The 26,417-nt window shown below is 64.2% G+C and carries 13 protein-coding genes; 5 read left to right on the top strand and 8 right to left on the bottom strand.

Annotated elements, in window-relative coordinates:
* Positions 1 to 142 precede the first annotated feature (142 nt).
* Positions 143 to 763, top strand: coding sequence for a hypothetical protein (locus tag ACYOEI_RS07345; RefSeq protein ID WP_462848724.1), 621 nt, complete (start codon positions 143 to 145; stop codon positions 761 to 763).
* 227 nt (positions 764 to 990) lie between these two features.
* On the opposite strand, the gene ACYOEI_RS07340 is transcribed toward ACYOEI_RS07345, so the two are convergent.
* The 5 genes from ACYOEI_RS07340 to ACYOEI_RS07320 all read right to left on the bottom strand — a co-directional run bounded on the left by ACYOEI_RS07340 (position 991) and on the right by ACYOEI_RS07320 (position 9,654).
* A complete protein-coding gene (locus ACYOEI_RS07340) occupies positions 991 to 2,769 on the bottom strand; it encodes a TolC family protein (protein WP_462848723.1) in 1,779 nt (592 codons plus the stop codon).
* Positions 2,770 to 2,816: 47 nt separating this feature from the next.
* Entirely contained in the window at positions 2,817 to 4,523 is a 1,707-nt protein-coding gene (locus tag ACYOEI_RS07335; protein ID WP_462848722.1) for a TolC family protein, read from the bottom strand.
* A gap of 731 nt (positions 4,524 to 5,254) precedes the next feature.
* Positions 5,255 to 5,590 (bottom strand): hypothetical protein, encoded by a 336-nt coding sequence (locus ACYOEI_RS07330; protein ID WP_462848721.1) that lies wholly within the window; start codon positions 5,588 to 5,590, stop codon positions 5,255 to 5,257.
* A 110-nt stretch (positions 5,591 to 5,700) separates the two neighbouring features.
* Entirely contained in the window at positions 5,701 to 7,368 is a 1,668-nt protein-coding gene (locus tag ACYOEI_RS07325; RefSeq protein WP_462848720.1) for an OprO/OprP family phosphate-selective porin, read from the bottom strand.
* 528 nt (positions 7,369 to 7,896) lie between these two features.
* Positions 7,897 to 9,654: an OprO/OprP family phosphate-selective porin gene (locus tag ACYOEI_RS07320; RefSeq protein ID WP_462848719.1), complete on the bottom strand. Its 1,758-nt coding sequence runs from the start codon at positions 9,652 to 9,654 to the stop codon at positions 7,897 to 7,899.
* A 1,002-nt stretch (positions 9,655 to 10,656) separates the two neighbouring features.
* On the opposite strand from ACYOEI_RS07320, the gene ACYOEI_RS07315 reads away from it, so the two are divergent.
* The 3 genes from ACYOEI_RS07315 to ACYOEI_RS07305 all read left to right on the top strand — a co-directional run bounded on the left by ACYOEI_RS07315 (position 10,657) and on the right by ACYOEI_RS07305 (position 18,555).
* The gene (locus tag ACYOEI_RS07315) at positions 10,657 to 13,998 is read left to right on the top strand and encodes an efflux RND transporter permease subunit (protein WP_462848718.1); all 3,342 of its coding nucleotides are present in this window, start codon (positions 10,657 to 10,659) and stop codon (positions 13,996 to 13,998) included.
* 438 nt (positions 13,999 to 14,436) lie between these two features.
* On the top strand, positions 14,437 to 16,710 hold the full coding sequence (locus tag ACYOEI_RS07310; RefSeq protein WP_462848717.1) for a DEAD/DEAH box helicase: 2,274 nt from the start codon (positions 14,437 to 14,439) through the stop codon (positions 16,708 to 16,710).
* 414 nt (positions 16,711 to 17,124) lie between these two features.
* Entirely contained in the window at positions 17,125 to 18,555 is a 1,431-nt protein-coding gene (locus ACYOEI_RS07305) for an amidohydrolase family protein (RefSeq protein WP_462848716.1), read from the top strand.
* A 226-nt stretch (positions 18,556 to 18,781) separates the two neighbouring features.
* Here ACYOEI_RS07305 and ACYOEI_RS07300 read toward each other — a convergent pair whose 3' ends face one another.
* The 3 genes from ACYOEI_RS07300 to ACYOEI_RS07290 all read right to left on the bottom strand — a co-directional run bounded on the left by ACYOEI_RS07300 (position 18,782) and on the right by ACYOEI_RS07290 (position 24,161).
* Positions 18,782 to 19,441, bottom strand: coding sequence for a hypothetical protein (locus ACYOEI_RS07300; protein ID WP_462848715.1), 660 nt, complete (start codon positions 19,439 to 19,441; stop codon positions 18,782 to 18,784).
* Positions 19,442 to 19,795: 354 nt separating this feature from the next.
* Complete coding sequence (locus ACYOEI_RS07295) at positions 19,796 to 21,025, bottom strand: sodium-dependent bicarbonate transport family permease (protein ID WP_462849109.1); 1,230 nt, start codon at positions 21,023 to 21,025, stop codon at positions 19,796 to 19,798.
* 1,009 nt (positions 21,026 to 22,034) lie between these two features.
* Positions 22,035 to 24,161: a hypothetical protein gene (locus ACYOEI_RS07290; RefSeq protein ID WP_462848714.1), complete on the bottom strand. Its 2,127-nt coding sequence runs from the start codon at positions 24,159 to 24,161 to the stop codon at positions 22,035 to 22,037.
* A gap of 1,358 nt (positions 24,162 to 25,519) precedes the next feature.
* On the opposite strand from ACYOEI_RS07290, the gene ACYOEI_RS07285 reads away from it, so the two are divergent.
* Positions 25,520 to 26,134 (top strand): hypothetical protein, encoded by a 615-nt coding sequence (locus ACYOEI_RS07285; RefSeq protein WP_462848713.1) that lies wholly within the window; start codon positions 25,520 to 25,522, stop codon positions 26,132 to 26,134.
* Positions 26,135 to 26,417: the final 283 nt, after the last annotated feature.

Below are 26,417 nucleotides of genomic sequence, written 5' to 3'. Positions count from 1 at the left end.
CGGGGACGTCCTCCGAGCCGTCGTCTCGTAAGACTGGAGATATCCAAAGATCCCGACCGATCGTAGCAAGAACGGCGAAGGTGGAGTTCGCGATCTTTGCCCGGGGCCATCGCCCTCTCTTGATATGCATGGAGGCATGTGGATGTCCGAAAAACAGAGGCGATGCCGTCCCTGCCTCGAAGGCCTCGAGGACCGCCTGGCCCTGAGCCGGATGGGTGGTACGGTGGCGGCGGCCGTGGCCCCGACGCCCGCCCAGCAGAACACGCTCAACGTGCTCCAGGCATTCACCCAGGCGTATGAATCTCGGGCCGGCCAGCCCAATTACAACGCCTCGTTGGACCTGAATCACAACGGGCAGATCGGCCAGGATGACGGGCGGCTCCTGCTCCGCAACCTGACGCCGGTGAGCCCGAGGATTCCCTTGAAGCTCTACCTGACACTCGCACCTCAGGATAATGTGCGAGGAAACGTCTCCACAAATCTTGGCGGCAACACCTATAACAAGAACCCCACCATCCTGGGCCACACGACCCCCGGGGCGCTCATCTTCACCGGCACCGGGACGCTCGACCTCAAGCTCCGGGGCCCCGCGGCCGTTGCCGATGCCAAGGGGAATTTCGTCCTGAGGCCCGAGATGACCGACGGCATCAATCAGTTCGATGTCCAGGTCGTCGACGCCTACGGTCGGCAAACGCTCCGCGCCTACCCGATCGCCTGGCTCGGATTCGCCGCATACAGCGACGCCCATCCGAAGAAGACGTGAGCGATCCGTTGATGTGAGATTTGCGAGGGGGGCGGGAGGCCAGATCGGCCATCCCGCCCCCTTTCGTTTCCGACGGTCGCAATCGTCTGCCCTCGTGCGGGGCGGATCGCCGACAATTGTTGCCTCGGACTCGAATACCACAACGACCTCGGCGATCCGCCTTTCCGCGTGATCGTCGAGGTCGTGGTCGAGACCGATCGATCGATCGGGTTCGTCCTCCCCCAGCGTTATCTCAAGACCCGGCCGTTGGCGGCCGGAGGGTGGGGAGGCGGTCCGGGCGGGCCCAGCGGCATCCCGTGACCCGAGGCGAGTGGCGGGAGCATCGGCGACGCGATCGGGGCCGGGGGGATGGGCGCATTTGCCGGCCCACCCAATGGTGGAGGTGAGCCGAGAGCCACGAACAATCGAAACTCGGCCTTGTTGTAGTCCGTCACGGCGCGGATCCGGTCGACCCTCGCGTTGTTGAGCAACTCGAGGCTATTCACGACCTCGATCGGCCGCCCGACGGTATTCTGGATCCGCTCAAGGTCTTCGCGAAAGCCCTCTTCGGCACTCGCGAGCTGCCTGGTCGTGACGTCGACTTTCTCGCGGGCCGCGGCGGCCTCCGCATGGCGGGCGCTCACCTCGCTCCGGATTTCGGAGATGGCTCGTGACCGTTCGCCGACCGCCTCGCCGATCTCCGCCCGGCGCTGCTTCTGGAGCATGAGGTTGCCGACCCCCAGGTTCCTGAGCGTCCAGAAGGCCTGGACGTCGAAGTCGGTTCGCCCGCCGAAGTCGGTGAGCTGGCTCCCCACGAGATTACTGCCGCCGCCGAACGCACCGCCGCTGAAGCCGAGCCAGAGGGTGGGGAGGAGGGGGCGGAAGCGTTCCTGCCGGAAGCGTGCCTCCGCGACCCCAATCGCGGCGTTCCTCGCCCCGATCTCGGGACGACGGTTCAGGGCGATCTGGATCAACTCCGGGACCGGCGTGCTCGGATCGACGATCGTGACCAACTCGACGCCCGGGGCGATCGACCGGAGTCGGACCGCTTGGTCGAGGTGGAGTCGCTGCGCCAGCCTCGCCGAGGCGACGGCCACATCCTCCTCGGCCCGACGCACCTCGAGCTCGATCAGGCTTAGCTCGGTCCGGGCCCGCTCGGCGTCCGCCTCGTTGCCCTGCTTCGCGTCGGCGTAGGCTCGCGTGAGGCGGGCGACTTCCGCCTCCTGGACCGACGACTGTTGGCGGACGCGGAGGTCGGCCTCGGCGGCCATGAGCTCGAAGTGGAGCGCCGAGACCTCGCCGAGGATGCTGTTGGCCGTCGCCGAGGCCGTGAACGTCGCCCCTTCGACTCGCCGACGGGCGGCGAGCGGCTCGAAGATGGCGTCGGTCAAGGGGCTGTAGATGTTGATGGCCGGGATGTCGATCATGCCGGCCGCGAAGGCCCCGGCACCGCCGCCGAAGTACATCGAGCTCAAGTTCAGGTTCAGGACACGCCCCGACGACCGCTCGAGGTTGCCGGTGTGCTCGCGCAGGTTGAGCCCGACGTTCAACGACGGGAAGAGCAACGCCCTCGCCCCCTGGAGGGTCGCGAGCGCCTCGCCGACTCGCTGGCGAGCTTCGGCGATCAGCGGGTTCTCGACCTCCGCCAGGCGAAGCGACGTCGTGAGGTCGATCGGATATTCCCGGACGACCGGGATGACCGGGGGCAATACTCCGGTCGGCCCTTTCACCGAGGCGTCGATCGCCGCCGCGACGGCGCGCACCTTCGGATCGACCTCTCCCGCCGTGTGCGGCGAGGTAGTCGGCGGGGGTGAGCCCGCCCGGACCTTGGGCAGGTCCACGGTCGGACCGGGTGCGCCCGAGGCCACGGTCCCTCCCGAGGGGGTGGTCGGGGGCGCGGACCAGTTCAGATGCGACGTGGCGCATCCGGAGAGCGTCGTCGCCAGGAAGATCGAGGGATAGAGCAGCGAGGTTGCGAGCCCCGGTCGCCCCCATCCTCGAGGTCGACCACTCGTGTCGTGGGCCATGGGCCTGCTCCGAATCTGGGACCCGATTGGTGAGTTCGCCGGGTTCATCAACGCCTCGCCGTGCTGTCGGTGGAGGGCCGTCCGGGGGGATTGGCCCGGACCTGGCGTCGACCCTCATCCGTGCGAGGACCCGAGGCCGAGGCGGGTTGAGCGGGGACGGGGACGCCGCCTTGAGGCAGTCTTGGATCCACCTCCATGGGTTGGCCAGGAGGCGTGACGCCCTCGGTCGGCACCGGGTGCGCCAGCGCGTTCGCTGGCGGCTGCCCGAGCGCGACGTAGAGCTCGAACTGGGCGCGGTCATAGTCCACGATCGAGTCGAGATAGGCGTACCGGGAACGGGCCAGCAGCCGGAGGCTGTCGACCGTCTCGATCGCAGGAGCGACCGTGTTCTTGATCCTCAAGAGGTCCTCGCTGAAGCCCGCGGTACCGCTCCTGACGGCCCGCTCCGCGATCCCGATCTTGGCGAACCGGGCATGGGTCTTGGCGTACGCTTCGGCGACCTCGGCGCGGACCTGGTCGAGGATCGCAATCTCCTGGTATCGCGTCACGCCGAGTCGTGCCTTGCCCAGGTTGATCAGCGCGAGGTTCCCGACCCCGAGGTTCTGGAGCGTCCAGTAGGCCATGACGTCGAAGTCCGACCGACCGCCGAACCCGCCGAAAATCGGGCGGACGAGGTTGCTGCCGCCGCCGAATCCACCCGAGCTGAACCCGATCAGGATCGTCGGGGAGAATGGCAAGACCCTGGCCCCTTCGAGCGCGAGGAACGCCTCGCGGATCGCCGCCTGCCGCTCCTTCAACTCGGGACGTTGGAGCAGCCCGAGTGCAATGAGCTCGGCGACGGGCATCGGATCGGGGACGATCGGGTGGGGGACGACGAACGAGTCGGTCGGATGCAGGCGGACCGACGGGTCGATGTTCAGAACGTAGCAGAGCTGGGCCGACGACGTCAGGATCGCCCCTTCGGCCGACTTGATGTCGGCCTCTCGGGTCTGGAGCTCGGTCAGGGCCCGGTGGGCGTCGGCGTACCTCCCCTGCCCCGCCTGGGCGTAGGCCGCGGTCAACTCGGCGACGCGCCTCGCCTCGTTCCGCACCTGAATCGCGACGGCGCGGCGTCCTTCGGCCCGGAGCAGCTCGGAGTAGGCCAGGGTCGCCTGGAGGAACGCCTGGTTCCGGATCGCCAGCGTGGCGAACTGGCGCTGGGCGACCACCTGACGCGAGGTCAGGTAGGCGAAGACCCCGGTCGCGATGTTCCCCTCGAGCACGACGCCCGGGACCGTCACCGTGCCCGCCGCGACGGCGCTCGCACCGGCCCCGACGTAGACGGACGAACGGCTGACCGACAGGACGTTGCCGTTCGACTGTTGCAGGTTACCGGTGTGGCTGTCGTAGTTCGTCCCGTAGTTGATCGACGGCAGGATCTGGGCCGCGGCCAACTGGCGAAGCGCCTCGGACTCGACGACACGCTGCCTCGCGATCAGGAGCTGAGGGTTCTGGACCCCCGTCAATTGGAGCGCCGTGTTCAGGTCGATCGGCCGGACGTTCGGGTCGAGGATCGTCGGTGGAGACGGGGGGATCCGAATCGAATTCGCGTCGCTCCCATTGGGCTTCACGACGACTCCCGAAGGGGCGTCGGGATCACCGGCCCCCGGGCCGGGAATCGGGGAAGCCGACGAGGCGGCGTCGTCCGGCGGTTGGGCGGCGGCTCGGGCAACGTCGAGGGTTCCGACGAGAAGGCCCGCCGAAACCGTGATCATCCTGATCCACGAATGAGTATCCTTGCTCATCATTGCCTCGCTCCGTTACGGAAGGCCGAGGGATCCCCCTCGTGTCGCTTGTATCGACGGATTCGATTGTTCTCGAACAGTCGAGATAGCACAAAATCGAGAACAGTCACGATGTTACGTCGAGGGTGAGCCGGATAATCGGAATAACCGGCGTGTGCGATGCAGGTCGTGCGGGAGCTCCCGCAATTTCCGATTTTGCTGAGAGACAAATGCCGTCGTGTTTCGGCCGTCGCGACGCGGGAGCCGACCCGCGACCGCCGCGCGAGGACAAGGACTCCGGGCGTCCGAAGCTGCGGTTGTCCACGATCGCCCGGGGCCACGGGCGGACCGCCGTCGCCGCGACGACCTCGGACCTCGGAGGGAGATACGAGGCCCGGTCCTCCCGGGAGCCATTGGACCCTACCTTCGACCGTCAACGGGTCAGGCGTCGAGGTGAGAAGGTTAGGTCAACTGCCATTTGATAAATGTAAGCAAGTGGGCTGTTAGGAGATCGCGGCACTCGGCCCGGACGGCCCTCACCAGGCTGTAAGGTGCCGAGAGTGATCGACCCCGGAAGAAGCCGAACCCCCCGATCGATGGGGGCGACTCCCAGCTTCGGGAATGATCCACAGATCGCCTGGAATGCGAGAGGGCCTGGCGCCGGGGATTCGGCCGCGGCTCCGACGACCTGGTTCCGGGATCGAGGCCCTGAGGGGGAAGGATCAGCAGCGAAGTGGCGGAGGTGGGCGATAGGTGATCGAGATTGGGGAGAACTGCGGTTTCGTCTCGAGGAGGATGACTTCGAGGGAGAGTTGGGTAGAAGGACCTGCCAGGGGAGGCTTCGTACCGCCACCGTCGATCGAGGCCTCCACGCGGGGGGACTGGGGAGTCGCTGGCGAGGCCGAGCGTGTCCTCCCCCGCGGTCGATTGACCTGCTGCGAGGGCGAGAGGTCGTCCTGCGTCGAGCCCCCGAACACGCTCGGCTTGGGCACGGTCGGGACGGTGGCTGCCGCGATCAGCAGGAATGCGAGCAACACTCTTGTCAGATTGGCGGACACGCTTCACTCCGACGACTTGGACGTCCAATCCTATGGATTAATATCGACGACACGATTCGAGTCAAGTCCTTTCCGGGCTCGTCGGACGTGTCCCTGCCTCCGGCATCAGATCAGAAGAAGAGCTGGCACCTCACCCAGAGGAGGTCGATCGACGTGACCCGACTGCCGGGTCCGTTGTAGACCGGGGAGCCGAAGATGGAGTGCTGCCAGTCGAAATAGATCTTGGTGTACTTATAAGGATACCAGTTGAATCCGACGTCGAAGGTCTGCGCGCTGTTGCTCCAGAGGTTGGGGTCCGCCAGGCCGTGCGTGAAGACGTTGTCGGTGAGGCTCAGGACGCTGTAACGTCCGTGGACCTCGAGGGCCCCGATGGAGACGAGCTTGCCGTTCTTGATCGAGAACGGCTTCTTCGGTTCGATGTCGACGCGGCGCTTGATCTGTTCGCCCGTCAGGAAGAAATAAGGCTGGATGAAGAACCCCTGCTGCCCGACGTGGACGCGCTGGTTCCGGGCCCCGACCAGCGAGTAGTCCTGGAAGCCGCCATCGTACTGCGCGAGGATGTTGAAGCTCTTGTAATACCAGGCGAGCCAGGCCGACGCATGGGCCCTCGGGCCGTTCTCGACGACGTTGCTGTTGAACGCGAAGAACGTCGGCGAGAGGCTCCGCACCGTCGCGTTCGAGGTGTTCGCCGACTGGTCGTTGGCCGTGGTCAAGATGCTCGGCTGGATCGTCGGGTTCGACTCGTTACCGAAGTCATATTCTCCGCCGATGTTGAGGAAGTTGAGGGCGGTGAGCTTCTTGGAGTTCTGGAAGGGCCGGATGTTGAAGAGGGTATAGAGATCCTGACCGCTGTTGGAGTCCCCGAAAGAGCGCCGGGGTCCGTTGAAGAGCCCGATGGAGTACTCCGCCCGCTTGTCGAGGATCTGGCCGTGCTCCATCACGCCGACCTCGCGGTTGCCGGACAGATTGCTCGTGAAGAGCGACCGCTCGGGGGCGATCAGGTCGCCTTCGGTCATCTGATAGTACTCATACGAACTAGGCGTCTTGAATCGCCCGATCCGCGTCTGGAATCTCGGGTCGGGATTGAAATTGATGAACGCGTCGAGGATGTCGAGGCTGCCATAACCGCGATTGACGTCCGTGTAGTACTCGACGTACTTGCTCGCCCGGCCCGTGAAATACCAACGTTGCCTGGGTACGAAGAACTGATCCTTCAAGGGGCTCTGGCCGCCGATCCCCGGGAAGAAACGATATTCCGCCTGGGTCAGGTTGTGGAACTGGAGCTGGAATTCCTCGTCGTCGGTCTCGAACCTCAGCCCATTCCCCATGGTGACCTTCACCGACCGGTTCTCGCCCGCAACCCCGCGACGACCGATCGTCCCCTCCGCCCCACGCCCCGGGCCTCCACCTCGTGTCGTGTCTCCGCCGGCCGTGTCCGACCTACCGCTCGGGCTATACGGCGTCGAGCCGACGCGGTCGCCGTCGGTCCCTCCGGCTCCCCCTCCTCGGTTGTCCCCCGCATTCGTATCGGTCCCGCGTCCGATCGTGCCTTCGGGCCCTTCCGGGATCTGGTCACCATCCGGGTCAGGGCTTCCTCCCCCACCTCCGCCTCCAGCCTCACTCGCGGCTCCATCGCCGTCGACGGTCGCCAGCTTGGGTGAGGGGTTCGCTACCTGGACCCGCTTCTGCAAGTCCTGGAATTGGCGAGAGAGGTCGTCGTAGCGGTCGTTGTGCTGCTTCTGCATCGACTGATACTGTTCGAGGATCTTGCGGTTCATCTCCTCGAGATTACGCAGACGTGTTTCGAGCTGGGCCTCACGCGAGGGCGGAGACGGAGGAGACGTTGGGATTGTCACGGATGGTGGCGGAGGAGAGGTCGTCGTAGCCGTCGAGCCTTCTTGCGCACGGGTGCCCGCAACGCAGACGACGAGGATAAGGGAGAGAATCCCCGCGTAAATTCGGCCGGCACGAATCGTCATTACCGCTCCGCGTCCAAAACATCATCGGGGGAATGACCATTCCCATCGACCACCGGCACTGTGGGAGTTTGAGGATTCTTTGGATTGGGGTGAAAATAGGGTCATGAAGGAATACGGTCCGGCCGACTCGATCCTCCTGGTCGATTTGATCGAGAATCCCAGCTCCGAGACCTAAGCGCGGAGGCCGATCCAGAGATTGGTTCCACCGCGAAACGTCGGTGCCGGCCCGCGTTTCCCACCATCGCGATCGATGACCGCTCCACCGACTCTACAAGTCGAGAAGAATCGCCTGGGGTGGAAGGTAAGCCATGACTTGCCGCACGGAGATCAAAAGAAGAGCTGGAGCCTGGCAAGGAAAAGGTTGTTCGAGAGCGATCGCTTGCCGGGGGCGTACTGGACGGGGTTGTTGAAGTCGGCGTGTTCCCACATAAACATGAACTTCAGGTACTGGGTCATATGCCAGTTGAATCCGACGTCGGTCAGGGCGATGCGGTTCGCCCAGAGGTTCGGGTCGGCGAGGCCCTGGGTGAAGACCTGGGGGTTGATGTCGAGGTACTGGAAGCGGCCGGTGAGCTCCCAGGCGCCGAGGCCGAACTTGCCTTTCCTCAGGTCGAACGGGTGGAGGGGTTTGACGACGCCGTATCCGCTCCGCGTCTCGCCGGTCAGCAGGTAGCCGCTCTCGACGTAGAAGCTCGAGATCGGCAGGTGTGTTCGCTTGCCCGGGCCGCTGGTGAGCGAGTAGTCCTGGAAGCCGCTGCCCCACTCGCCGGTGATGGCCAACTGCTTGTAGAACCAGGCGGCGTGGAGGTCCCAGAACGCCATCTGGCCGTTCTGGCGGACGTTGTTGTTGAAGTTCAAGAAGGGGATCCCGGCGACCGCGTTGCCGCTCGTCGCGACGATCGTGCGAAGCGTCTGGGGGATGGGGGCCTGGAACTGGTCGCCGGCGAGGGCCGAGCCGCCGATATTGAAGTTCTCGAGCGGGGAACCCTCGGAGTTGCCGAACGGCTTATAGTTGAGGAATCCCGCGAAGGTTTTCCCGTCTTGATTGGAGATGTATCCGTTGCGGGTCCCGTTGAAGATCCCTTGTGCATAGTCCAATTTCTTGAAGAGTCGGCCGTAGGCCATCACGCCCGTGTCGCGGTTCAATCCGAAGTTGTTGAAGAAGACCGAGCGCTCGGGCATGATCAGGCCCTGGATCGGCTTCACCATGAAGTCGTAGGTGAAGGGCGTCTTGAATCGCCCGATCCGGAGCTGGAGCCTCGGGTCGTAGTTGAAGTCGACGAAGACGTCGAGCAGGTTCACGGCGTCGAATCCGTGGGCGAGCGAGACGAAGTAGCCGATCGGGCGAGTAATCCGGCCGCTGAACATGTACCACTGCCGGGGGATGGCGAACGTGTTGTGGACCGGGTTCCCTCCCAACGGGTCGTATCCCCGATAGTCGACTTGAGTCAGGTTGTGGAACTGGAGGTAGAACTCTTCGTCGTCGGTCCGGATTTCGAACCCCGGCCCGAACTTCACGCTCCCTTTGCGGTCTTCGAGGGTCGCCGGGGAGTCGAACCGCTTCGAGGGCGCGGGGTTCGCCGGGAGCGATTGGCCCGGCGCGGCCGGCCCCCCCGCCATCGAGGGCGTGACGTTGGAGGCGGCGGATCCGATGTCGCCCGACGTCGAGGTGCTGCCCGGCAGGTCGTCGCTATTCCCCGTCCCTCCCGCCCCCGACGCGGCCCCTTCCCCGGTCGCCCCGCCCGTCGCGTCCCCAGCCGGGGGATTGTCGTCCACGCCCTTGGGCGTCGCCTGCTTGGTCAAGACATCGATCTGGCCCGAGAGTTTGTTGACCATCGACTCGAGCTGCTGGATCCGGGCCTCGAGCTTCGCTTCCCTCGAGGCGGCCGCGGGAGGGGCCGCCCCGTTGGGCGCGGGCGGAGTCGGGGTCGTCGGACCTGGTTGCGGCGGGGCCGGCGTCGAGCTGGCCGGTTCCTGGCTCGGGATCGCTTGGGCACTCGCGTTCGAAGTCGCGGACGAAAACAGGCCGAAGGCGATCCCGATGGAAAGCCAGTAGGCCCATCGACTTCGAACGCGAAATTGCATGGATTTCTGCCTCTCCTCGTGCGGCGAGACCTTCCGCCTCGCGCAGCGCGACACTTGGACCGTCGTTTTATCGTCCTCCGACTCTGACGACTGAAGTGAATTTGAGGATTGCTCACGTTGCGGATCGAGTCTTGAAGTCGTGCATTCGAGCAAAGCGGCCTGCGGTCATCTCGTTGTGTCGGGGAATTCCGTCGAGATCAGACCGGGATCCACGCGCCCCGAATTGTCCCGGACGAGGTCGACGCCCAGCCCGGACGCCGGGATGGTCTGTCCACGAGGGACGCGGAAGAAATCGGTCCCCAGTGTTGGAGACGTTGGATCCCGGGCCGTTGCCCGAGGCGACGTCCCCGAATCCGTCCGCCCCGAGTGCCGGTCGAGAGCACAGCCGGCCCCGAGAAGGGTGGCCACAGCGGCTCCCCAGGCGGCCCAACTTCGGCCTTGGGCGTTGCATCGGTTCATGCTCCGACCTCTCCTGATCAGTTGACTCTCGGGTGTTTCCTTCTTCAGCCGCCGACTGGTTTCGGTTCTTTAGCGGAGGCACGACCCCAATGATGCTCAGGACGCCTAGGAGATCGGCCGATGTCTGCCCCCGTCGACAGATTTCGTCGTTGGGCGCCTGAGCTCCACAACAAGGTTTCCGGTCGGGTCCGGATTCCAACGCAATCGGCCGGTCCGCGAGCGAATCACTCGCTCCCTTCCTTGCCGCTCACGTGCGAGCGCGCGACGATAGTCCCGGTCATTTAGTCGCGATCTCCTGTCTGACACGGATCTTGACGGGCTGCGTCGAGGGCACGCGGTGGTCGCGTCCTCGGTCGGTCTCGGCAATCGGTCCTAAGCTCGTTAAGTCGTCGATCGTCGCGCTGCTATTGGTCTCGTCGTCGCGGTTGGAGTTTGGCCGTCCCTCGGTTGTCCCCGATCGTCACGAGCCTTGTCGGGGTGGGACCCGAATGCCGATCGACCCTCATCCACGAAGCCTGCCCCCATTGAGGAAACCGAGGTGCCATGAACGGTCTCATTCGCGCGTCCCTCAAGAACCCATACGCCGTCACGGTGATGTGCCTGACGCTGGCGATGCTCGGGGGCGTCTCGATGACGCTGATCCCGATCGATATCTTGCCGGTGTTCAAGAGCCCGGCCGTCCAGGTCCTGACCTTCTATAGCGGCATGCCGGCCGCGAACGTGGAGAAGGACATCTCGAACCGGATGGAGCGCTGGGTCGGCCAGGCGTCCGGGATGTCGATGCAGGAGTCGCGCTCGATCATCGGGGCGAGCATCGTCCGCGACTACTTCCAGAGCGACGCCGACCCCAACGGTGCCCTGACCCAGGTCAATTCGCTGGCTTTGGCGGCGGTGCCGGATCTTCCCCCAGGTTGCTTGCCGCCGGTCGTCATGCCCTTCGACCCGACGAGCACGACGCCCGTCTGCATCGTCGCGGTCGACAGTCCCGACGGGTCGCAGAACGAGTCGATCCTCTATGACGTCGGCCGATACGAAGTCCGGAATATGATCATGACGATCAACGGCGCCGTGGCGCCGGTCGTCTACGGCGGCAAGGTCCGCGCGGTGCTCGCCTACCTCGATCGCGAGAAGATGCAGGCGAGGAACCTCTCGCCGCTGGACGTGATGGAGGCGATGGACAAGTACAACGTGTTCCTCCCGACCGGCGACGTCAAGATCGGCGACATCGACTACGCCCTCGACTCGAACTCGCTCTACGGCTATGCGTCCGAGATGGGCTCGATCCCACTCCGCTCGGCACTAGGCAACACCGCCTTCCTCCGCGACGTGGCGACTCCGAAGGACACCGCCTTCATCCAGACGAACATCGTCCGGATCGACGGGAAGAAAGAGGTTTACATCCCCGTCTACCGCCAGCTCGGGGCGAGTACCCTGAAGGTGGTCGACGCAGTCCGCGACTCGCTCTCCGACTTCACCGATAGGCTCACGCGCGGGGGGATCGACCTGAAGCTGGTGATGGACCAATCGGTCTATGTCCGCCAGTCCATTTCAAGCCTCGTGCAAGAAGGCGTCACGGGGGCCATTCTCTGCTCCTTGACGATCCTCCTCTTCCTCGGCCAGTGGCGGATGACGGCGATCGCCGTCATGACTCTCCCGATCTCGGTCATGTCGGCGGTCATCCTGCTCAACCTCACGGGCCAGACGATCAACATGATGACGCTGGCGGGCCTGACCCTGGCCATCGGGCCGATGGTCGACAGTGCGGTGATCTGCCTCGAGAACACGCACCGCCACCTGGGCGAGGGCGTCCCCCCCGCGGAGGCGGCCTACATGGGGGCCAGCGAGGTTGCGCTGCCGGAGCTGGTCTCGACGCTCTGCACGTTCCTCGTCCTCTCGCCGCTGGCCCTGATGCCGGGCATGGGGGCGTTCCTGTTCCGACCGATGACGTTCGCCGTGGCCTTCGCCATGTGCTCCGCCTACCTGCTCTCGAGGACGTTGGTCCCGGCCTGCTGTGCCCACTGGCTGAAGCCCCACGCCGAGCCCCATGCCGAAGGCGAAGCCGGCTCGGAGGACGGTGAAGACGGCCGCACACCCCGCGGCAGCCTCCTGTCCCGGGCCTACACGGGTTGGATGGGCCTGATCGACGGGTTCTTCGAGGGCTACGCCCACCTGCTCGACACGATCCTCCAGCACCGCGTGAAGGTCGTCGTGCTCGGCTATGTCATGCTCGCGGTCACCCTCGTCGTCTCCTGGCCGGTGCTCCGCCGTGAATTCTTCCCCGAGGTCGACGGCGGGGCCTTCGAGCTCTTCGCCAGGACCCCCAGCGGCACCCGGATCGAGGTCACCGAGGCGCGGGTCGCCAAGCTCGAGCAGTTCATCCGCAAGAACATCCCCAAGCATGATCTCCAACTGATCCTCAGCGAGCTCGGCGTCAACGCCGACTGGTCGGCCGCCTACACGCCGAACTCGGGCCCGATGGACTCGGTCCTCAAGATCCAGCTCACCCCCGACCGCACGAAGTCGGCCCAGGAGTACGTCGCGATCCTCCGCGAGAAGATCATCAAGGGCCATCAGTTCGACGACATGGACTTCAGCTTCGACACCGGCGGCCTGATCAAGAGCGCCTTGAACGAGGGCAAGTCGACGCCGATCAACGTCAGGGTCACGGGCAAGAGTCCGCAGGTCTCCCTCGCCATCGCCCAGGCGATCCGCGAGAAGGTCGTGAAGGTCGACGGCGTCGTCGACGCCCGGATCATCCAGCGCCTCGACTATCCCGAATACATCATCGACGTCGATCGGGCCAAGGCCGCCGACCTCGCCCTGACCCAGGAAGACGTCATGAAGAACGTCGTCGCGGCGTTCAACTCGAGCATCCAGTTCAACAAGGACAATTTCTGGATCGACCCCATCGGCGGCAACCAGTATTTCGTCGGCGTGCAGTACTTCGAGGAGGACATGAAGTCCATCGAGACGTTGATGAACGTCCCGATCACCGGGAAGGACGAGAAGAAGACGGCCGTCCCGCTCAGCAACCTCATCACCTTGCGCCGGTCGACCGTCCCGACCGAGGTCACGCACACGAACATCCAGACGACCATCGACCTGACCCTGGGCGTGCAAGGCCGCGACCTCGGCCACGTCTCGGACGACGTGACAAAGGTCATCGAGCCCTTTGGAAAGAGGGTCGAGGGGGCGCACGGGACCTGGCAGCCTTACAACCCATCGTCGAAATCCAAGGAGATCGTGACCGGCTCGAAGATCTCCCTGAGCGGCGAGTACTCCAAGATGCAGGAGACCTTCCGCGACCTCGGGATCGGGCTCATCGGGGCCTCGATCCTGATCTACTTCCTGATGGTCGGGCTCGACAAGTCGTGGATCGTTCCGCTCACCGTCATGCTGGTCGTCCCGCTCTGCTTGATCGGGATCATGCCGATGCTCTACTTCACCGGCACGGCGGTCAACATCCAGTCCCTCCTCGGGTTCATCTTCATCGTCGGCATCAAGGTCGCGAACACCGTCCTCATGACCGACTTCGCCCAGGAGCTTCGACACTTGGAGGGCCTGACACCGACCCAGGCGATCCGCAAGTCGGCCTCGATCCGCGTCCGCCCCGTGACCATGACCGCCCTCGCCGCCTTCTTCGCCATGATCCCCGCCGCGTTCGCCCTCGAGCGCGGCAGCGAGGCAAACGCTCCTCTGGCCCGCGCCATCCTTGGCGGCCTCCTCGCCGGCGAGCCGGCCACGTTGTTCGTCCTTCCCTGCCTCTATTCGCTCATGGTCCGCGACAAGAAGGGACATGCCCCTGGCCACGGCACCCCCGAGCCGAACGGAGACGGAGGTCATCCTCCTGAGGCTGACCCTCATCGTGAGGAGGGATGGGCGTAACGCCCGTCCGAGAAGACTGACCACGGCGTTGGTCTGGCATTTCAAGGGAGTCCCGAGCAGATTATTCGGGACTTCTCGCTGACCCTTACCGAACCCTATCGGGAAGGCGGCTTTATCACAAAGGTACAAAGAAACATCAAAGCAGGTTCGAGGAGGATCGAATCCCTCCGATTCCTCCTCTTTGTGTCCTTCGTGGTGAACTTCTCGCGCGGTGAGAATCCGGTAGAGCTCAGCGAGGAGAGTCGCCCCTGCGATTCTCGTTGAAGGGCAAACGGGTTTCGGAAAAACGTGAGACTGGTCACACTGGAGAGGGCTTCGCGTGGGGGGCCGATTCGGAGTGGGGCGTCTGGTCCGGATCTCCTGGTCATTTCGTGGGGCGGGCGGACGCTTGCCCCATGTGAGATAGTCCTTGTCCACCTGCCTGGGAGAATGCGGCCGATGTCGTTGGAGATTCCGACGCGCGACGAGTTGTACGTGCGGTATGTGGACCAGTTGCCCTACGAGCCTTATCCCGTCCAGGATCTCGCGCTGGCGGCCTGGTTCGAGTCCGAGCAGGGCGTCCTCGTCTGCGCGCCGACGGGCACGGGCAAGACCCTGATCGCCGAGGCGGCCCTCTTCGAGGCGCTCCATACGGGGAAGGCCGCCTACTATACGACGCCCTTGATCGCGCTGACCGAGCAGAAATTCCAGGAGATGCAAGACCGCGCGGTCGAGTGGGGCTTCCGCCGCGAGGACGTGGGGCTGGTCACCGGCAGCCGGAAGGTCAATCCCGAGGCCCCGGTGCTCATCGTCGTGGCCGAGATCCTCCTGAACCGGCTGCTCAACCGGTTCGACTTCTCCGACGTGACGGCCTGCGTCATGGACGAGTTCCACAACTTCGCCGAGACGGAGCGCGGGATCGTCTGGGAGCTGTCGCTCGGCATGCTGCCCAAGCACGTCCGCCTGCTCCTGCTCTCGGCGACGGTCGGGAACTCGGCCGAGTTCGTCGGCTGGCTGGCGAGGCAGCACGACCGCAAGATCTCGCTGGTCGAGGGGACGGAACGCCGGGTGCCGCTGACCTACGAATGGGTGCCCGACAAGTTCCTGAACGAGCAGCTCGTCGTGATGGCGGCCGGCGACGAGGAAGGGCCTCGGACGCCCGCCCTGGTCTTCTGCTTCGACCGCGAGGAGTGCTGGAGCGTCGCCGAGAACGTCATGGGCAAGGATCTCAACCTGTCCGACGAGAAGAAGAAGGAGCTCCACGACCGGGTCAATGCGCTCGACTTCAGCCAGGGAGCCGGCCCCAAGCTCAAGCGATTGCTCCATCGAGGGGTCGGCGTCCACCACGCGGGGCTCGTGCCGAGATATCGCCTGGCCGTCGAGGACCTCTTCCAACGCAAACTCCTCCCCGTCGTCGTCTGCACCGAGACCCTGGCGGCCGGTATCAATCTCCCGGCGCGATCGGTAGTGCTCTCGACACTGGTGAAGGGCCCCTTCGGCGCCAAGAAGCTGATCGACTCCAGCATCGCGCACCAGATCTTCGGCCGGGCCGGTCGGCCGCAGTTCGACGATCGGGGTTTCATCTACGCCCTGGCGCACCCCGACGACGTCGACATCCTGAGGTGGAAGGTGAAGTATGACGCCATCCCCGAGGACACCCGCGACCCGGGACTGATGAAGGCGAAGAAGGCCCTCAAGAAGAAGAAGCCGAAGCGCCGCGAGACCGAGCAATATTGGGTCGAGGGGCACTTCAACCAGCTCAAGGTCGCCCCGCCCGGCAAGCTTTATAGCAAAGGGCCGCTCCCCTGGCGGCTGCTGGCCTATATGCTCGAGGTCTCGCCGGAAGTCGAGTTCATCCGCGTCGCGGTCCGCAAGCGGCTGATGGACGAACCGCGGATCGTCGCGGGCGAGAAGGTGCTCGACCGGATGCTGCTGGCGCTGCACGACGGCGGATTCGTGACCCTGAGCCCCGAGCCTCCGCCGCCGCCGGAAGCCGGCCAGCCCTCGACGCCTTACACGCCGACCCTGGCCCAGCCGACGCCCGCGATGGGGAAACTGCTGGCGTTCCGGAGCATCCATCCCCTCTATGGCGCCTTCTTGACCGATATCCTGGCCGGGGCCGATGCCGTCGAGCGCGTGCAAGCCATGGAGAGCGCCCTGGACGTGCCCGGCCCGGTCCGGAAGCGTCTCCGAGTCCCGCTCAAGCTGCTGGAGGCGGGCGCCCTCGCCACCTCGAGGCTCGATGCCGAGCTTATCCAACGCGGGCTAATGTCCGCGCAGGTCGAGGAAGAGGAGGAGGACGACGACAAAGAGGATTGGGAGAAGAGGCCGCCGACCTTTGCGGACAAGCTCCGGTCGTATTTCGACGCATGCTACCCCGACATCACCGACGTCCGCTCGCACCCGCTCTGGTGCGTCGGGGAGTTGATCGAGTTCGGCGGCAACTTCAACAAGTTCGTGACGACCCTCGACCTCACCAAGCAGGAGGGGATCATCTTCCGCCACATCCAGCGGATGATCATGCTCTGCGACGAGTTTGAACGGGCCTGCGCCGTGATTGGCGACGCCGATCCATCGATTCTCGTCTGGCGGACCGAGCTGCACGAACTGGCCGCAAAGCTGACCGAGTCTTGCCGGGCCGTCGACCCGACCAGCACCGATCAATTGATCTCGAGGATCAGCGAGCCCGACATGATCGAGACCGAGGCGAAGCTCGCGGGCGGGCCGACCTGAGGGCAGACGGTTGAGAAAAGACAGGTATGCGGGAATCGGGCCGAGCAGCCACCCGCGTACCTTTCCACGGGCCGAGCGAACGCCGGATATCAAACAACGATCCGAGATGACATGGCGTTGGCCTTTGCTACGGAGAGGAGATGGGGATTCTTTAGCCACGGATGGAACACGGATAAATCAAGAGGAATGAAGGATTTCTCGACAGGTGACGCAGATGGACGCAGATTGGAAATGCGACTGGATTTTCTAGGTATTCCTATAATTTTATTGTGCTGATGTTTGTAATCTGTTTTAAAAAATAATTGTCTCATTTATTGGGTCATGGAAATTAGGCCGATTCCATTCGTTGCGTTCCCTCTTCGCTCCTCTGTGAAGACTTCGGGGTCCGGCTCGTCGCATGCTTTCGAGGAATCCATGAATCGACGTTGGCTTGGTTGTGCCGTGCTCTCCCTGATCCTTGCGCCTGGCATCGCTTCGGGTCAGCCCCTGCCGGCCCCGGCGCCGATGGCGATCGAGCATGTCAACGTGGTTCCGATGACCAGGAACGGCGGCATTCTTCGGGACCAGACGGTGACGCTTCGGGACGGACGCATTGCGGGGGTTGAGGCGTCGGCGGATGCGAGAGTCGGTACGGACGTAAGGCGGATCGACGGCGCGGGAAAGTTCTTGATGCCAGGTCTCACGGATGCGCATGTTCATATGGAGAACGACCGCATTCTGCGGATGTTCTTGAAGAACCCCAAGATTCCTACGGGGACGATCCACACCGAGGACATCCTCCTGCCGTACCTGGCGAACGGTGTGCTGCAGGTGTTCAATTTGTCGGCGACCTCCGAGACGGTGGGGCAGCGCGATGAGGTCGAGAGTGGTCGGGTGGTCGGGCCTCACATCGCTTTGGCCGCGATGATCGATGGGCCCGATCCGCTCTGGCCGCTGGGGATGACGCGGGTTGCCGCAACGCCGGGTGATGGACGGCAAGTGGTGCGCGACGCCTCCGTTGAGGGCTACGAGATCATCAAGGTGTACAGCAAGCTGGATCTGCCGACGTTTACGGCGATCGTGGACGAGGCACGCAAGCTGAACATGCCGGTCGTCGGCCATCTTCCCCAGCGCGGGAAGGGGATCACGGAGTCGTTCTTTCAGCCCGGGTTCGGGATGGTGGCCCATGCGGAGGAGTTTGCACAGCAGACCGCGACTCCGACCGAAGCAGACATTCCTCGCTATGTTGAGATGGCGAAGCGGAACGGGACGTGGCTGACGGGCACCCTGTCACTGGACGAACGTCTGCTGGAGGAGACCTCGCATCCGGAGACGTTGAAGTCGCGGCCCGAGCTGCGTTTCCTCACTCCACTGGTTTATGAGATGGTGACCGAGCACAACCCGTACGTGGCGCAAGCAAACGGGAAGTATGTGGAGTATCTGCGTTCGATCGTGGCGTTCAACCGAAAACTGGTCCAGGGCTTCGCCGAGGCGGGGATACCGGTGCTCGCGGGTTCGGACACGCCGGTTCCGGGGATGGTGGCGGGCTTCTCCTTGCACGATGAGCTGGAGGTGATGGCCCGGTACGGTCTGAGCAACACGCAGGTGCTGGAGGGAGCGACGCGGCTGCCGGCGGAGTGGCTGGGTGTCGCGAATGACCGCGGTGTGGTCGCATTGGGAATGCGCGCGGATCTCTTGCTGCTGGATGCCGATCCGATGGCGGATGTCGCAAATACGCGGGGGATCGCGGCCGTGGTCGTGGGTGGCCGCTTCCTGTCGCGTTCCGAGCTCGATCAACGGATGGCAGCCCTGGATGAGCGATATGCGAAATTGAGAAAGGAAGCTGCCGCGAGGCCTGTCCGCTGATTGGCCCAGATGGAATTGCCATCCATTCTCATCTCATCGGAGTCGATCGGTGCCGTCTGCAGATCGTCCCCAGCCTTTCTTCCTTGGTGTGAGGAACTCGGGGCGCATCGAAGGAGCCGGGGAATCCGACCGTCTTCTCCTGGTGGGAGAGGACGGAGGGGACTCCTCGGCTCCTTGAGACCCAGCGTCAGCGGGGTCGGCCCTGGACGCGATGATTGTCGAGGGTTCAGGCGCCCGGGCGTCGCTCGAAGCGGACTTCGAACGGCTCGCCCGTCATTTCCTTCCAGCTCTTCTTCTGGTCGTCGCTGAGGAGGGCGGCGGCCTTCTCGAATGACTCTTTTCGGAGGGTCGCCATCTTCTGCATGGCGCCTTCGCGGTCGTCCTGGAAGGACTGCATGATCTCTCGGCTTTGCTCGCGGGTGTCTTCCGAAATGTCCTGGATCTTGGCGGCCTGGTCTGAGGACAGGCTCAGCTTCTCTTTCACCTTCGCGTCGGCGAAGGCCTCGAGGCCCCGCTGCTGGAGGACGATCTGGTCGAGCCGCGCGAACTGCTCGGCGGTCAGGAGATCCTTCACGGCGGCCTTCACCTCTTCGTTGTGGGCCTTCATGAGCTCGGGCATCTTCTCACGGCGCTCTTCCTGGGGGATCTCCTGCATCTTCTCGCGGAGCTTCGCATTGATCTCCGTAACGGCCGCTGTGACCTTCTCGGCCTTGTCGTCGCTGAGCTTCAGTTCCTTCTGGACGCCCTTGTTCGAGAGCAGCGCGTAGCCGCCTCGTCCCCCCATGCCGCCGCCGAAGCGGCCGCCGCCCTGACCCTGGGCTTGGGCCGCGGTCGAAACCATCAGGATCGCGGCGAGAGCCGGGAACGCGAACACAGGTTTCTTCATCGTCTTCTCCCCTCAGATTAATGGTGCCGGCACATTTCGAGACCGACCGATCCGCTCGCCTGAGCGACCTGCGACGCGAGCCTTTTCCGCCGCGTCGGGCCGGTCCCGCGCATCGAGTTGCGTGTCCCCTCTTGTAAGCGACATCGGCCGAAGAAACGGCCGGTGATCGAACCCCGGATTGATGGGATCGTGGGGACGATCGCCCAGGTTATGGAATCCTAAGGAATTCGGCAGGAACGTCCGCCAAAAAAGGACGCCGCGTTCGCCAGTCGGAAACGGCGATCGCGGCACGAGGAATTGGCGCTCGGCATCTCCTTCAGCTTCCAGGTGCGAGTGACGCGGGAGGGCGCCGGCTCAGGCCGGCCAGGCGGTCTGGATCGCCTTGGCGAGCTCGATGTAGATGGGGATGCCGACCGTGACGTTCCACGAGAAGGTCAGGCCGAGCGAAGCGGCCAGGGGGAGGGTCGGACTCGCCTCGGGGATCGCGAGTCGTTGGACGGCCGGGACGGCGATGTACGACGCCGCGCCGCAGAGGACGGCGAAGAGGACGTAGGTCCCCGGCTCGAAGTGGGTGCCGGTGAGGTGGCTGTACACGTGGGCGATGAGGATCCCGGTCGGGGCGAACAGGTTCGGGGCCAGCAGGCCGTAGATCAAGAACCCGGTCCCGGCCGACCGCAAGTCCTTGAGCTTCCTCGACGCCGTCATCCCCATCTCGAGGAGGAAGAGGCAGAGGATCCCTTGGAACAGCCCGATGAACAGCCGGTCGTCGTCGGCCGTAACTTTCTCTCCTTGGAGGCCACTGATGAAGCCGATCGTGATGCCGCCGAAGAGGAGGTAAAGGCCCGCGTTGAGGAAGACCTCATGGAGTAACTTCCCGCTGAGCAGGCCCGGGGGCGTCTTCAAGTCGACGACGGGCATCTCGCCCGAGTCGACGACTTCGAGGGTCAGCTTATCCACCTCGTCGATGATGTGCTCTCCATGTCCGTGTGCGTGTTCATGCCCGTGCGAGCGGATCGGTGCGGACGCCCTGGGGTTGTACCCCGTCTCATCGGGCATGTTGCCGAGGGCATCCATCCCCTTGTGGCGGAGCCTTGAGACGAGGTAAAGGGCGACGAGGCAGCCGGGGATCTCCATGACCGCCAGCATGACCGGCATGTAGGCGTCGAACTTGATGGCGCTCATCGTGAGGACGCCCTGGCAGATCGCGAACGTCCCGGCCGAGTCGGAGCCGTAGTAGCCCGCCACCGTCGCCTTGTCGACCCGTCGCATCTTCGTCAATGCGCTCAGCAGCGCGTAGGCGACGATCCCGATGACGACGTTCGTGACGAAGCCGGTCAGCATGAAGCCCAGCACCGGCCCCAGTGCGCTGGCTTCGAGGTGGGCAAGCTCCTCCCCGCCTTTCCAGCCGATCGCCAGGAGCAGGTAGATCACCAGGGCCTGGTAGACGGTGTACGGGAACTCGAGCTGGACCTTCAAGATCGGGACGAGGAAGCCCATCGCGAAGAAGAGGAGCAACGGCTTGAACAGGTTGTGCGTGAAGTTGTGCCAGAACTCGGCGAGGACTCCCCTCGATCCTTTCTCCATAAGGATCTCGGCCGCCGCGATCTTGGGGGGCGATCCTGGTTCCTTCGCGTGCGCCGCGGCATCCCTGGTCGGACTCGCGCCGGCGTCCTTCGGGGCCTCGGCGACGGCCGGGATCGGGGTTGTCGCCAGCGCGACCACCCCACTCAACAGCGCGAGGACCATGACTTGCCGCAACATCTTCATCAAAAGGCACTCCTCGAAGTCACTCCGGCCGACGACTCGGTGCCCGATTGGCGCGGGGCGTTCGCGGGTTCGGTGGGGGGAAGGCTGTGAGGCGGACTCCTCTCGGACGGCGAGCACGGTACTACCTTCGCGAAACCCAGCCCAGCACCTTGGGCGGGACGCGCATGCTCATCGGACCTGAGGCGTCGCGTGTGGCTCGGGGATCGCGTCGTTGCGACGTGGGGAATGGTCGGCACGCGGGACCTCGAAGAGGTGTCGGGAACCGATCCGAGGCGGGATCGTCCTTCGGCTCTCCGGACTCGACGAGACTTGCACCATCGCTGAACATTCTGGGCGAGACCGACGGTCGTTGACTTCGATGTACGTTTCACGGGATAGAGACGGGGGCCACGATTCGTCGTGGTGAGATCACGGAGGATCGAGTTGCACCGATTCCCACCCCTTCGCGCCTTCTCAACTTATCGAGAACGACGGGTTGCCGCAAGATTTGGAGCAGGCTCGAGGTCGACGGATTGGGCTTTTCCTGCTGGGAATGCTGTGTGAAGTAAATGGTAAGATTTTTTAGCCACGGATTGAACACGGATGAAACACGGGTAATGAAATGAATGAAATTCATTATCTAAAATAAATTATAAACGTGTCGATTTCGAGTGGGTCGGCAGTTGGGTTTTGGGGTGATTTCTGACTGGGTCTGGTAAAGCGCGAAGCCCGCCCCTCTTTCCAAAAGGGGCGGGCTTCGGGATAGGCGGCCTCCGCCGCGACGAACGTGTCAGGAGAGCGTCCGTCGTGGCGGAGGTTGGTGAGGGTGGGCGTTTCGTTGGGTCTTTTAGGCGCGACCTCCTCGCCCGAAGGCGTTGCCGGTGCGGTTGGCGTTCGTGTTGTGGACGAACCCCACGGCTTGCGTGCCGGTCGAATGGGATGCCTGGGTCCTGAACGTCGAGGCCCAGTTCGCGGTGACCCTCGGGCCTCCCGGCACGGCCCCACCTTGACGGAGCGACATGCCGGTCGCGCCTCGGACGGTGCCCATGCGGAAGCTGGCTCCGGCGCCTCCGAGACCCACCTCGCCGCGGGAAAGCGTCACCGTCCCCTGGCCGCCGGCAGCCGCGTTGATGGATGTCGTCTGGGCCTGGGAGGCGTCTCCTTGGCCGCCTCCCATCGGGGCGGAGGTGGGTATTGCCTGGCTGCCCGCTCCCGAAGTGGTGGGCGTCGCCTGGCTGCCGGAATCCTGCCCTCCCATCCCAAGGCCCACCGGGAATCCGTGCGCCCCGACGTCGAAGGCGCCCGACGAGGTCATGTCGGAGTAGCCTCCCATCGAGCCCGAGACGTCGCCGCCCGAACCGTCCATCGGCGTGCTGTGGGCGTCGAAGGGGATCGCGAACGAGGAGCCACCCTGGCTATCGAAACCTTGCGTCATCCCGCCGCCGAACGGCATGCCCATCCCTTGGCCCGTAGACGAATACGACCAGGAGGCGTCGGGCCCGCCCGCGAACTGGAACGAGTGCGGGGCCTGGCCCGAGACGCTGAGGGACGTCGGGGTGGCCCCGCCGTTCAGTTGGACGGCGAACGCCATGGCGATGGGATTGCTCGACAGGTCGTCGGTCGAAGTCCCCAACGCGCCCTGGATCGCGGCCTGGTCGGTTGCGATCGTGGCCAGGTCGTCCGACGTGATATTCGAGGACGTGAAGACGGCCCCGAGGTCGGTGATCGCCTGGGTGATGTCGTTTTGGTCGGTGACCCCCGCGCTGGTGAGCACGGCGGTGAAGTCGGACTGGAGCTGGGTCGTCTGGTCGGCGGTGGGGAGCTGGTTGCCGACGGCCTTGAGGTCACTCATGAGGGTCGTGACCGAGGCCTGGGACGGGGACGACGTGGACTCGGCCTCGAGTTTCTTCGAGTCGGCGGTGATCGCGGCGATCTGCGCCGGGGTCACGCTCGACTTGTCATAGATCTTGGTGAGGTCGGACTGGAGCGTGGAGAAGGCCGTCTGAGCGTCGCCGGTCGCTCCCGTCGAGCCCGAAGTGGCCGAGGAGTCCGAGCTCGTCGTCGTGCTCGGGTCGGTTTGGCTCGGATCACCCGCGAAGTCCTTGAGGAGCCAGGAGAACGGCATCGACGAGGAAGGGCTCGCCATCGCGCCTCCCGGGCTCATGGAGGTGCTCGCACCGCCGTTCAACTCCTGTCCGAGGACGACCATGAGAGGGCTGGCGGCCAGGGGGGCCGAGGCACCCGCCCCCTGCCCTCGGTCGTTCTGCACGGCCGTGAGGTCGGTCGCGATCGTGGCGAGGTCGTCCGACGTGACATTCGAGGACGTGATGATCGCCTCGAGGTCGGTGACCGTCTGGGTGATGTCATCCTGGTCGGTGACCCCCGCGCTGGTGAACACCGCGGTGAGGTCGGTCGCGAGCTGAGTCGTCTGGTCGGTGGTGGGGAGTTGGTTGCCGACCGCTTGAAGGTCGGTCATGAGGGTCGTGATCGAGGCCTGGGACGGGGACGACGTGGATTCGGCCTCGAGTTTCTTCGAGTCGATGTTGATCGCCGAGAGTTGGGCCGGGGTGACCCCCGACTTGTCATGAATCTTCGTAAGGTCGGACTGGAGCGTCGAGAGGTCCGTCTTGAGGTTACCCGTCGGGCTCGTCGTTCCCGAGGAGGTCGACGACGACGAGTCGCTCGAAGTCGTGCCGGTGCTGGTCCCTGAGAAGAGCCAGGCGTAGGGGTCGGACGTCGCCGCGTCGGTCATCCCCCCCGATGGGCTCATCGAGGTCGGTGCAAAGTCCCCGGTCGGAGCTCCCTGGGAGAAGAGAGCCGGCACGTCCGCCTGACTTGCCGCGGCCGTCGACAGGAGTTGCCGGCCTTCGAGCGATTCGCAGCTCGGCGCTGCGGAGGTGGACCGATGTCGGGCCGGCGCTTGATCCTTCGTGCCCAGCCCGAGTCCAACCAGCTTGCGCAGGGACGAATCCATTTCTTCACCTTGTGTTCGGGTCTTCTTCGGACCCCGAGCATCGGCCGCCTGCCGAATTCACTCGGACCCCATCTTCAGGTGTCCGGTGCTCAATCCTTCGTAGCGTTCTTCTAACCACTCTATTGGCGTTTTCCGGCTCCGACTCCGTTAAGGTTTGTTAATTTGCGGAAGATTTGTCGATTGTAACGGACTGTGTAGGCGGCTCGATTATGTGAACAAAGTTATACAGCTCCGGAGTCGTCCGGCGAATCGACGCACCGAGAGTCGCGGCTCGGGTGTCCATGGGGCAAAGGATTTAGAAAAATAGATTCTTCGCCTCGTCGAGACCGGAGTCGCTCTGCATGTCCTAGAGTCCAAGGGTGGGTCTCGGGCCACGGTGAATGGGCCCGATGGTGGAGTACAGCCCGACGCTCTCGCCGATTCGCCGTCGGAGTTCGATCCTAATTACAACCACGGTGATGCACCGGGATGCTATTAATTGTTTTGGGCATTGTTGTTTAGGCCGGACGCCGGTAATATCCTCCTCGCGAACGTCGGCTTGGTTGCGATGGATGGCGGGTTCCCGACGTCGATGGCGGATGGAGTTCCGTCCGGCGGACGTTCGACACGGACGAGGGTACGGCCGGCTCGACCATCGGAACCCGCGTCCCTTCGCCTCTGCTGCGGCCGGTAATCCCGAAGATCTCCCTGGCGCGGGTTGCCGGAGTTCATCCGGAATGATATGAGGATTTCCCTCTAACTGCCGTGCTCCCATCCTCGATGACATTCGGGACGCCTCCTCCACTCCCATGCCCAGAACGTGGGCATCACTTCTCGCCGAACTGTAGTGGTTGAAGGATTTACCCCGATTGGACGCTCGGTCGTATTGTGTAGTCGCCGCGAATTCCGGCGGCTCTGTAATCCGGAAAATCTTTTGAGATTGCGGTGTCGTGCCGCGCCGACCCCACCGGCCCAGACTTGCGATTTTGAGATCCTTAACACTCCAACTTTTTTGGAAATGACAGTATTTTGTAGTTGCCTTTGTCGGGAGATTTCGTTTATTTGTTAAGACGAGCATGCCCTTCGACCCATGGTCGTGGCCAGCTCATGCGTGCGACATCGCCCGTCGAACGCTGCGCCGGGATTCGCGTCGGGCCTCTCGAGAGGCTTCGGTCCGCCGAGGGACCGTGACGACGTCCGGGATCCCCGGCGGCCTGCCTCCCAACTAAGGGGAGTGCGATGCGTCCGGGATGGGGTTCGGAAAACTTTTTGGGGAGGGCCTGAATTTCTTGTCGCGGCGGATCCTCGATTACGGTTCCTCAATCATGGCGGGACGTGGTGGCGAGGAGTGACGCAACGTTCGCCGGGATGAGGTGATCGTGCTCGCGACACAAGAGATGATCGAATCGTTGGCGTTGCGGATCGAGCGGGCGTATGTCCTGCGACAACCCGTCTGGCTCCCGGCCTGTTCGGCTCCGGGCGTCTGGTCGGCCGCGGCAGCGACCCTGCTCCAGGTGCATCGCGACCATCCGGCAGTCCCCCTCGACCCCGAGTTGTATGTCGCGGCGCAGTCGATTTCCTCAACCCTGGTCGACCCTTGGGCTGACCTGGTTCAGGCGTCCTCGGCGCAGCGGTATGTGAAGCGAGTCCGCCGGATCATCGCCACGCTCCGACTCGAGCTGCGTTACGAGGTCCGACGGGCCCACCGCCGGATCGACCGCGGCGAGAGCATCGCAACGGTCCTGATCACCAAGAGTCGGTCGCTCTCCCCCCTCGGTCGCTACATCGTCGCCCGCCGCACAGGCCGGCACGACCTGGCGGACCGCCTGAGGCCCGACGCCGCGAATCAACATTGGATGTGTCCGCTCTATCGCCAGGCCAGTCTCTCGCTGCTGTCCCCGGAGTCTTATCCGGTTCGAGACCTCGAACTCGAGCGTGACGGCACGACGGACCTTTTGACCCGGATGGAAGACTCGAGCGTCGACTGGAACTGACGCTCGGGCGCCGAAGGTCATCGAACATGGACAGGCGGGAGTCGCCTCGCAACACGCGGGGTGTGCGCCCCCGCTTCGTCCCGAAGAGACTCAAGGAAGGTGCCCTCCGGGGCAGATGAATTGAGTGAGGAGTCAGGAGCGTGCTCGCGGCCGCCCCTGCGCCGAACCCCGCGTGGCGGGGGGCGTGGAAGGTACGTCCCGAGGGAATCCGGAAGTCCTCGTCCTAAGTCCGAAAGCTGAAGGGGATGCGGTCCGATCCCCGAGCCCGGGGAATCCCAGGCTG

The sequence above is a fragment of the Singulisphaera rosea genome (assembly GCF_054877945.1).
This window is presented reverse-complemented; position numbering and strand designations above follow the sequence as displayed.

Excerpts from the sequence above, each read along its gene's own strand:
- ACYOEI_RS07345 (WP_462848724.1), top strand. The coding sequence starts at position 143 with ATGTCCGAAAAACAGAGGCGATGCCGTCCCTGCCTCGAAGGCCTCGAG.
- ACYOEI_RS07340 (WP_462848723.1), bottom strand. The coding sequence starts at position 2,769 with ATGGCCCACGACACGAGTGGTCGACCTCGAGGATGGGGGCGACCGGGG.
- ACYOEI_RS07335 (WP_462848722.1), bottom strand. The coding sequence starts at position 4,523 with ATGATCACGGTTTCGGCGGGCCTTCTCGTCGGAACCCTCGACGTTGCC.
- ACYOEI_RS07325 (WP_462848720.1), bottom strand. The coding sequence starts at position 7,368 with ATGAACCGCAAGATCCTCGAACAGTATCAGTCGATGCAGAAGCAGCAC.
- ACYOEI_RS07320 (WP_462848719.1), bottom strand. The coding sequence starts at position 9,654 with ATGCAATTTCGCGTTCGAAGTCGATGGGCCTACTGGCTTTCCATCGGG.
- ACYOEI_RS07315 (WP_462848718.1), top strand. The coding sequence starts at position 10,657 with ATGAACGGTCTCATTCGCGCGTCCCTCAAGAACCCATACGCCGTCACG.
- ACYOEI_RS07310 (WP_462848717.1), top strand. The coding sequence starts at position 14,437 with ATGTCGTTGGAGATTCCGACGCGCGACGAGTTGTACGTGCGGTATGTG.
- ACYOEI_RS07305 (WP_462848716.1), top strand. The coding sequence starts at position 17,125 with ATGAATCGACGTTGGCTTGGTTGTGCCGTGCTCTCCCTGATCCTTGCG.
- ACYOEI_RS07300 (WP_462848715.1), bottom strand. The coding sequence starts at position 19,441 with ATGAAGAAACCTGTGTTCGCGTTCCCGGCTCTCGCCGCGATCCTGATG.
- ACYOEI_RS07295 (WP_462849109.1), bottom strand. The coding sequence starts at position 21,025 with ATGGAGAAAGGATCGAGGGGAGTCCTCGCCGAGTTCTGGCACAACTTC.
- ACYOEI_RS07290 (WP_462848714.1), bottom strand. The coding sequence starts at position 24,161 with ATGGATTCGTCCCTGCGCAAGCTGGTTGGACTCGGGCTGGGCACGAAG.